The organism is Arthrobacter bambusae (assembly GCF_022606295.1).
Classification (GTDB): Bacteria; Actinomycetota; Actinomycetes; order Actinomycetales; family Micrococcaceae; genus Arthrobacter; species Arthrobacter bambusae_A.
In genome coordinates, this window is sequence record NZ_JAHHZS010000028.1 from 45480 (window position 1) to 54569 (window position 9090).

Here is a 9090-nt window from a genome sequence, read left to right on the forward strand (position 1 = left end):
ACGTTTCACCTGAAATTAACTCTGGGCAAACACTGTACTAAATAGCCCACTATCGGTTGTTCCCGTAATCATTCCGTGATCGACTGCTTGGCGTGAACTTCACAAGACGCAATTTCCTATCAGTTGCCGGATCTGCCACGGCTGCGACGCTTGCCACCGGCGCCACCGTGAGGACTGCGCCTACCGTGGCAACCCTCCCCCCACCCGGCGCTTCCGGGATCGACCACATCATTGTGGTGATGATGGAGAACCGCTCGTTCGACCATTTCCTTGGCTGGATGCCTGGCGCGGATGGGAAACAGGCCGGACTGAGCTACATTGACCGCTACGGGATCCCCCATACAACGCACCACCTGACGGATTTCCAGGGCTGCGGGCATCCGGACCCTGACCATTCCTACGAGGGCGGCCGGATCCAGTTCAACAACGGCAAGAACGATGGCTGGTTGCGGGCAGGCGAGAACGATGAATTCGCGGTCGGATACTACGATTCGAGCGATCTCGATTTCTGGCGCCAAGCTGGTCCCGACTGGACTGTCTGCGACCGTTATTTCGCAGCCACCCTCGCCGAAACATATCCGAACCGCTTCTACCAGCACTCCGCGGCCACGGACAGGCTCCACAACTCGACCGTCACCAGCACCATGCCCACGATCTGGGACCGCTTGGCGGCCGCCGGCGTGCAGGGAAAGTACTACTACGGCGACATTCCGTTCACCGCCCTCTGGGGAACCAAGTACGTCGGCATCTCCAGGCCCTACGCCGAATTCCTCAGCGACTGCAGTTCCGGCAAGCTGCCCTCGGTGTCCTTCGTGGATCCCCGCTTCACGGACGAGTCCAGCGGAACCTCCGGCGACGACCACCCGCACGCCGACATCCGCTCCGGCGAGCTTTTCCTGGCGGAGGTCTACAACGCCGTGACCAAGAGCCCCAACTGGGCGAACACGATGCTGGTGGTCAACTACGACGAATGGGGCGGGTTCTACGACCACGTGCCACCGCAAACCGCACCGGACAGCAATCCGGATACCGCCCAGCGCGGCTTCCGCGTCCCGTCCATGGTCATTTCGCCACGCGCCCGCAGGCAATACGTGGCACATGACACGTACGACCACACCTCAGTCCTGAAGGCCATCGAGTGGCGCTGGGGGCTTCAATCCCTGACCCCGCGGGACAACGCCGCCCTCAATATCGCCGAAGTGCTCGATTTCCAGTCGGCACCCAATCTGGCCGCCCCGACGTACCTCGTGCCGCCTTATGCCGCCGGACCGGCATGCTCCCCGGTCGGGCCGCCGGCGGAGGAAGAGTGGACCGGCTTGAAACAGAAAGCACTTGCGGACGGATGGATCTTGCCATGACCTTCAAAAACTTCGCCATTTCCAAAATGCGGCTCGGATTCGCCGCGCTTCTCGTTGTCCTGCTGGGCGCCTCCTGCATCGTCTTCGGATTGCAGCAGACGGAAGCACAGGCAAGCGAACCCCAAACCGCGCAGAGCTCCGGGTATCTCCCGGGAGCGAAGCACGTGTTCGTGATCAACCTCGAAAACAAGGGGTACGACACGACGTGGGGACCGGGTTCGGCTGCGCCGTACCTTTCCACCACACTGCGGAACCAAGGCGTCCTGCTGAACCAGTACTTCGGCACGGCACATAACTCGCAGCCGAACTACGTTGCGCAGATTTCCGGTCAAGGCCCCAACCCGCAGATGCAGGCCGATTGCCAGACCTACTCTCCGTTCGTGAAGACCGGAACGGCAGCGCCCGGCCAAGCCGTTGGAGATGGCTGCGTCTTCCCTGCCGACGTGCCCACCGTGGCCGGCCAATTGACGGCGGCCGGGAAGACCTGGAAAGGCTACATGGAGGACATGGGCACGCCGTGCCGCCACCCGGCCCTCGGCGCGGCCGATGACACCCAGAAGGCGAAGGTCGGGGACCAGTACGCCGCCCGACACAATCCCTTCGTCTACTTCGCGGGGATCACGGGATCACCGGACTGTGCGAAGAACGATGTAGACCTCGGGGCCCTGAGCACAGATCTTGCGTCGGTCGCGACTACGCCGAACCTTTCCATGATCACGCCGAACCTTTGCCACGACGGACACGACTCCCCCTGTGTGGACGGACAGCCCGGAGGCCTGACCAGCGCGGATGCATGGCTGAAGCAGTACGTTCCGATGATCACCTCGTCCCCCGCGTTCCGCCAGGACGGTGTCCTGGTGATCACCTTCGACGAATCCGACAGCCCCCAATCGGACGCGTCCGCATGCTGCGGCGAGGGCCCCGGACCCAACTCCCCGCTTCCCGGAATTGTCGGACAAGGCGGCGGCCGGGTCGGCGCTTTGGTTATCTCCCCCTTCACCAAGGGCGGCACGTGGTCCACCACGCCCTACAACCACTACAGCCTGCTGGCCAGCATTGAAGACACCTTCGGCCTCCCCTACCTCGGCTATGCAGGCACACCCGGACTGAACCGCTTCGGACTGGACGTCTACAACGCCGGCCTCTAGGCCAGGCTGGCAGCGGTGGCCGGCACGACGGCGGCGGTCGGCACGACAGCGCCGGTCGGCACGACAGCGCCGGTCGCCGTCGAGTCCGGGTTCAGCATCCAGCCGACCCGCTTGGCCGTGCTCAGCATCACGACGCTTTCGACGAGTTCGATCCCGGGAATGCGTTGCTGGATGGCGAGTTCCATCTCCATGACCTCGGCCAGCGAGCGCAGCCACATGATGATCACAAAGTTGGTGCTGCCGGTGGTGGAGGCGGTGAACCTGACGTTCCTGACGGCCCGTAGCTCTGCGGCCGCGGCTTCGTGCTGGCCTGCTGGAACATTCGCGAACCACTGGCACGTCATGGGATAGCCGGAGAATTGCTGGGCGATCTCGCAGCGGAAGGACAGCATCCGGCTCGCGAGCACGCGGCCGAGCTGCCGCTGCACCGTGGCAGGGTGCCGTCCGAGGGCACGTGCGATCTCCGCGGCGGAGGCCCTTCCGTCCCGGGCGAGGAAGGGAAAGAGCGCCATATGGCTCTCCGGCAGCGGGGTGACCTGCGCGTAGGGGGCCGACGGATTGAGCGCTTCCGGCCCGGCGAGGGCGCGCAGCGCCTGCTGCTCCGCCCGGCTCAGGACGTTGAGCCGCCATGCATAGCCGCTCGTGTGGATCCGGGTGCAGAGCGAGGTCCGGTACTTGGTGAGCCCCCGGATTTCCTTGAGCTGGGGCAAGAGCCGGGTGCTGAATTCGCCCAGGTCTTGGGTAATGACGGTGAGCATGAGGTCGCGGTTACTGGCCGCCTCCTCAACCGTGATGATTTCCGGAATCGCCGCGAGCGCGGCCGTCACCTCGGGCCTGAGGTGCATTTCGCAGTCCACGTCCAGCAGGGCGAGGCAGGCATGCTTGGGGTCGCCCATGAGGTGCGCCGTGGTCCAGGCCGCTCCGGACTCGCGCAGGCGGTCCCATCGGGAGGCCAAAGTGGTTGCGTGGACGTCCAGGACCTCAGCGGCGTCGGACCAACTGATCCGCGGCGAGATCTGGAGGGCATTGATCAGCCGCAGGTCCTCTTCACTGAGTTCCATCAGCGATCCTCTCCTATGCGATGCGCGATTCCTGTTAATTCTGGCATGATCCTGAATTTTTTCATGGCTTTTGAAGATTGTGAGGCTAGTCACTCCACAATGGCTATGGATACCTACCAAACGTTCAGGAAACAGGAGAACAGATGTCGATCGCCTCAGACGCCAACGAGATGCAGGGAGAAATCGCCCGGTTCCGTCACGAGCTCCACCAGGAACCGGAAATCGGCCTGGACCTCCCGCGCACCCAGGAAAAGGTGCTCAAGGCGCTCGACGGACTCCCGTACGAAATCACGCTTGGCGAGAGCACGACGTCGGTCACGGCGGTCTTGCGCGGCGGCGCGGCACACGCTTCAGCCCGGAAGCCGGCAGTGTTGCTCCGCGCCGACATGGACGGCCTTCCTGTCCAGGAGCGCACCGGCGTCGAGTTCTCCTCGAAGATCGACGGCGCCATGCACGCCTGCGGCCACGACCTCCACACCTCCATGCTCGCCGGAGCCGCAACCCTGCTGGCCGAGCGACGCGATCAGCTGGCCGGCGACGTCGTCCTGATGTTCCAACCGGGCGAAGAAGGCTTCGACGGCGCGGGCCACATGATCCGCGAAGGCGTCCTGGACGCCGCTGGCCGCCGCGTTGACGCCGCCTACGGCATGCATGTCTTCTCCTCCCTGGAGCCATATGGCCAGTTCTGCACCAAACCTGGCGTGATGATGAGCGCCTCGGACGGGCTCTTCGTCACGGTCCTCGGGGCCGGCGGTCACGGCTCGGCGCCGCATGCGGCCAAGGACCCCGTCACGGCGGCCGCGGAAATGGTTACGGCGCTGCAGGTCATGATCACCCGGCAGTTCAACATGTTCGATCCCGTAGTCCTGACCGTGGGCGTCCTGCAGGCAGGTACCAAGCGCAACGTCATCCCCGAATCCGCTCGTTTCGAAGCGACCATCCGCACGTTCTCGGAAGCCTCCCGCGAGCGGATGATGACTGCGATTCCGCAGCTGCTCAAGGGCATTGCCTCCGCGCACGGCCTGGAGGTGGACGTCGACTACCGCGGCGAATACCCCATGACCGTCACTGACGAGGACGAGACCCACACCGCCGAGAACGTCATCTCGGACATGTTCGGCGGTTCCCGGCTCTCCCGCTGGGCCACGCCGATCAGTGGCTCGGAAGATTTCTCCCGGGTCCTGGCCGAAGTTCCCGGAACCTTCGTGGGCCTCAGCGCCGTGCCGCGGGGCGTAGACCACACCACCTCAGCGTTCAACCACTCCCCTTACGCCACGTTCGACGACGGCGTCCTATCCGACGGCGCGGCGCTCTACGCAGAGCTCGCGGTCTCCCGCATCGCCACCCTCGCCGCCGGCAACTAACCACCACCCAAGACCTTGGAGCAAGACATGACCGCAACCGTAGGCGCTTCAGCCACAGTGCAGGTTCACAAGTCCCACCTGCGGACCCTCATCGGCACCGGCATCGGTAACGCCGTCGAATGGTACGACTGGGCAATCTACGCCACGTTTTCGCCTTTCATCGCCAGCGCGTTGTTCAGCAGTGCCGACCCCACGTCCGCGGTCCTCTCCACCCTGGCGATCTTCGCCGTCGGATTCGTGGCCCGGCCGTTCGGCGGTTTCGTCTTCGGCTGGATCGGCGACAGGATCGGCCGCAAGACGTCCATGACGTTCGCGGTAGGCCTCGCGGCTGTCGGCAGCCTGCTGATCGGTATCGCCCCGACATTCCAGGCAGTTGGAGCCTTCGCCTCCGTGATGCTCCTGGTGGCCCGCCTCATCCAGGGCCTCGCCCACGGTGGCGAGCTGCCGTCGTCGCAAACGTACCTGTCCGAAATGGCGCCCAAGGAAAAGCGGGGCTTCTGGGCAACGCTCATCTACACGTCCGGCACCGCCGGCATCCTTGCCGGGACCCTGCTGGGTGCCATCCTGACCGGGGTGCTGAGCAAGGCGGACATGAACGCCTGGGGCTGGCGCGTGCCGTTCCTGGTGGGCGGTGCCTTGGGAATCTATGCCTTGGTCATGCGGGCCAAGATGAAGGAGACCGAGGCGTTCGAAGCCGAGGTGCCGAAGGAAAAGCGCGAGCCCATGTGGCCGCAGATCGTCAAGTACCGCAAGCAGGCCCTGCAGGTGATCGGGCTGACCGTTGGCCTCACCGTTGTCTACTACATCTGGGGCGTCGTGGCTCCGAGCTACGCGGCCAGCTCGCTCAAGATGGATCGTGGAGCAGCCTTGTGGGCCGGTGTTATCGGCAACATCGCTTTCATTGCGTCGCTGCCGTTCTGGGGCAAGCTGTCCGACCGCATCGGCCGCAAGCCCGTGCTGATCGTGAGTTCCGCGGGGGCGGCGTTGCTGCACTTCCCGATGACCTGGCTCCTCAAAGACTCCCCGTGGCAGCTGGCTGTTTCGATGTCTGTCATGTTGTTCTTCATCGCCGGCAGCGCCTCGATTGTCCCTGCCGTGTACGCGGAGCTGTTCCCGACCAAGATCCGCACCGTGGGTGTCGGCGTCCCGTATTCCATCTGCGTTGCGGTCTTCGGCGGGACGGCCCCGTACCTGCAGACGTGGCTCGGCAGCATCGGCCAGGCCAACATGTTCAACGTCTATGCCGTGATCCTTTTGGCCATCGGCATCGCGTTCGCCTTCATGATCCCGGAAACCAAGGGCAAGGACCTGACACACTAAACTCCCCCGCTTGAACCCAACTGGCTCGCAGGTAATGTCGTTTTGAGCCCTCATAACGACAACAACTGCGAGTCAGTTGGGTTGGCCGACGTAGCGGTTGCGTCCTGCACGGAAACCGAAGAAAGCAGCCAATGAACCCACCACGAGGAACAAGATGCCGGCCGCCGAGAAGCCACCGGTCGCTTGGTGCAACTGGCCGACCATCAAGGTTCCCGTGGAGCCCAAGCCATAGCCGACGCCCTGCATCATGCCGGAAAGGTGCGCCGCGGTATGCGAATCACGGGTCCGCAACATGATCATGGTCAACGCCACAGCCGTGAGGCTCCCCTGCCCCAGGCCCAGCAGTCCGGTCCACACCCAAATCAGGTCCGTGGGTCCGAAGATGCTCAAGGCGAAGCCGCCGCCGGTCATCAGCGCAACCACGGTGTTGATGACGCGCTGATCCTTGAACCGGGCTGCGAGCCCCGGAGCGATGAACGAACCAAGCATCTGCAGCACGATCGACACGGACACGATCAGGCCGGCCGTCCCGCCGTCGATCCCGCGGTCACGCAGGATCGGCGCCAACCAGGCGAACACGCTGAAGGACATCATCGCCTGCAACACCATGAAGATGGTGACTTGCCAGGCGACGGCGGAACGCCAGACGTTCGCACCGCCGTCGGCGGCGTTGTGGCGGACGGGATGCTGGCGAATCGCCAGAGGGAGGAAAAGCAAGAGTACGACGGCGGCGGGCAGCGCCCAGAACCACAGCGCCGAGGTCCAGTTTCCGGTCGCCGTGAAGACGGGATAGGTGAAACCGGCGCCAAGCGCTGCTGACGCGCAAATCGCCGTCGTATACAGACCGCCCATGAGCCCGAGCCGGTGCGGGAAATCACGCTTGACCACGCCGGGCAGCAGCACGTTGCAGAGCGCGATCGCGGCGCCGCACGCCGCGGTACCGGCAAGGAGTGCCGGCAAGTGCCCGGCGCCGGCGAGATCCACGGGACGGATCAGCAGTCCCGCTGTGAGCACTACCATCGCGCCGAGCAACACCCTCTCGGCACCGAACCTGCGGGCCAGGATCGGCGCCAGCGGCGCGAAGACACCCAGCAATGTCACCGGCACAGTAGTGAGGACAACCACCGCCCAGCCCGGCAACCCGGCGTCGGCGGTGACTTCCGGAAGGACTGCCGAAAAACTCGAAAAAACCGTCCGCAGATTCAGGCCGATGAGCACCAGGCAGATCCCCAGGAAGACAAGTCCGCCTCGCGTCTTGACCAGCGTGGGCTCGGGCGCGGGAAGCTCGTCGATCTCGGCGTCGACGAGGATCTCGCGGGCGCCGGGGTGCGGCGTAGTGTTCTTGGGGGCGCTTGAAGCGGGGGTCACCAAACCATTCTGGCAGTCATGCTCATACCGGGGCGCCTCATGACGGGAGCGCACCCAGGGTCCGCCGCGGGCGTTTGGTGCCGCAACGGTATTCTGGAGGAGATGAGTGAAACCCCAGAAACCCCTGAAACACCGCAGTCTGCGCGCCCCGTGACCCCCGGCAGCCAGGCCTCCTTCGGCACGTACGGCGGCCGGCCGGTCAGTTTCGTGCGCCGCGGGACGCGGCTTCAGGGCCGCCGCCAGGCCGCGTGGGAGGAGCACTCGGACCGCTGGGCCATCCAGGTTCCGCGGCACGTTGCCAACACTTCAGTGCACCCGGACTACGTGTTCGACGCCGAAGCGGAGTTCGGGCGCAAGGCGCCGCTGATCGTCGAAATCGGTTCGGGACTCGGCGACGCCGTATGCCACGCCGCGGAGGAGAACCCGGACAAGGATTTCCTCGCCGTGGAGGTCTATACCCCGGGCCTGGCCAACACGATGATCAAGATCAACAGCCGCGGGCTCAGCAACGTACGCGTGGTGGAGGCCAACGCCCCCGAGGTCCTGGCCACCATGCTCCCCGAGGGCTCGGTCAGCGAGCTCTGGGTCTTTTTCCCGGATCCGTGGCACAAGTCCCGGCACCACAAGCGCCGCCTCATCCAGCCGGCGTTCGCTGAACTCGCAGCACGGTCCCTCAAGAAGGGCGGCCTGTGGCGGATCGCCACCGACTGGTCCAACTACGCAATCCACGTCCGCGAGGTCCTCGCCGGCTCCACCGAGTTTGAAAACCTGCACGACGGCGAGCGCACCGGCGAAGAGAGCCCCCTCACCCAAGTGTGGGAATCCGGAGTCGAATCCATGGTGGGCGGGGCACCTGTCAAGGAAGGCCGCGCCCCGGTCAGCACCGAGCACACCGGCCCCAACGAGGGAGTGGACCACGTGGGCGGGTGGGCTCCACGCTTCGATGGCCGCATCCGCACCAGCTTCGAAAACAAGGCCCACGAGGCCGGACGCATGATCTTCGACCTCAGCTATCGCAGGATCTAGCTTCACGACCGCGCCTGGGTTCTTTGCGCACCGCACAGGCACCGGATACCATGTGAGACGTGTCACCGAAAGGCGACACGTGCTTATGATCTGCGGCGGGAGAGTCCTGCCGGTACATTTTCAGCAGGCGCCGTAGGAGCAAATCCTCCCCAGGAATCTCTCAGGCCCATGTACCGCCGCGGCAAGGCAACTCTGGAAAGCAGTCCGGGCAACCGGACTCACCGACGGTGCAAGCGTCCAGCCACGAGGTGGAGACGCGGAAACTCTCAGGTCCAATACAGAGCGGGGAGGAACCGACTCATCGTGGCGCGTGAGCGTCACCTGAATTTTGGAGTTCCTCATGACCCTGGCACCTGAAGGCCGTAAGCTGCTGCGCGTTGAACAGCGCAACAAAGCCGTCCCGGTCGAACGCAAGCCCGAGTGGATCAAGGCCAAGGTCCAGATA

The 9090-nt window shown here is 64.5% G+C and carries 7 protein-coding genes, 1 pseudogene and 2 riboswitches; of the genes and pseudogenes, 6 read left to right on the forward strand and 2 right to left on the reverse strand.

Annotated elements, in window-relative coordinates; translation table 11 throughout:
• The first annotated feature begins 185 nt into the window (after positions 1-185).
• Together KNN17_RS17190 and KNN17_RS17195 are read left to right on the forward strand one after the other, a co-directional pair.
• On the forward strand, positions 186-1358 hold the full coding sequence (locus KNN17_RS17190) for an alkaline phosphatase family protein (RefSeq protein WP_241710162.1): 1173 nt from the start codon (positions 186-188) through the stop codon (positions 1356-1358).
• On the forward strand, positions 1355-2506 hold the full coding sequence (locus KNN17_RS17195; protein ID WP_241710163.1) for an alkaline phosphatase family protein: 1152 nt from the start codon (positions 1355-1357) through the stop codon (positions 2504-2506). Before KNN17_RS17190 ends, KNN17_RS17195 begins: the two co-directional genes overlap by 4 nt.
• On the opposite strand, the gene KNN17_RS17200 is transcribed toward KNN17_RS17195, so the two are convergent.
• Entirely contained in the window at positions 2503-3567 is a 1065-nt protein-coding gene (locus tag KNN17_RS17200) for an Lrp/AsnC family transcriptional regulator (protein ID WP_241710164.1), read from the reverse strand. The two genes, KNN17_RS17195 and KNN17_RS17200, sit on opposite strands and share 4 nt — an antisense overlap.
• Before the next feature lie 143 nt (positions 3568-3710).
• Between KNN17_RS17200 and KNN17_RS17205 the strand changes: the two genes are divergently transcribed.
• Positions 3711-4931 carry a M20 metallopeptidase family protein gene (locus KNN17_RS17205; RefSeq protein WP_241710165.1) on the forward strand — a complete coding sequence of 407 codons (1221 nt, stop codon included), beginning with the start codon at positions 3711-3713 and terminating at the stop codon, positions 4929-4931.
• 27 nt (positions 4932-4958) lie between these two features.
• On the forward strand, positions 4959-6251 hold the full coding sequence (locus KNN17_RS17210) for an MFS transporter (protein WP_241710166.1): 1293 nt from the start codon (positions 4959-4961) through the stop codon (positions 6249-6251).
• 72 nt (positions 6252-6323) lie between these two features.
• On the opposite strand, the gene KNN17_RS17215 is transcribed toward KNN17_RS17210, so the two are convergent.
• The gene (locus KNN17_RS17215; protein WP_241710167.1) at positions 6324-7619 is read right to left on the reverse strand and encodes an MFS transporter; all 1296 of its coding nucleotides are present in this window, start codon (positions 7617-7619) and stop codon (positions 6324-6326) included.
• A gap of 102 nt (positions 7620-7721) precedes the next feature.
• Here KNN17_RS17215 and trmB point away from each other — a divergent pair, with 102 nt between their 5' ends.
• Together trmB and KNN17_RS17225 are read left to right on the forward strand one after the other, a co-directional pair.
• Entirely contained in the window at positions 7722-8645 is a 924-nt protein-coding gene (trmB, locus tag KNN17_RS17220) for a tRNA (guanosine(46)-N7)-methyltransferase TrmB (RefSeq protein WP_241710168.1), read from the forward strand.
• 86 nt (positions 8646-8731) lie between these two features.
• Positions 8732-8831, forward strand: a riboswitch (glycine riboswitch).
• A gap of 1 nt (position 8832) precedes the next feature.
• Positions 8833-8936: riboswitch (glycine riboswitch) on the forward strand.
• Between the two features lie 49 nt (positions 8937-8985).
• Positions 8986-9090, forward strand: a pseudogene (locus tag KNN17_RS17225) (lipoyl synthase); the annotation flags it as partial.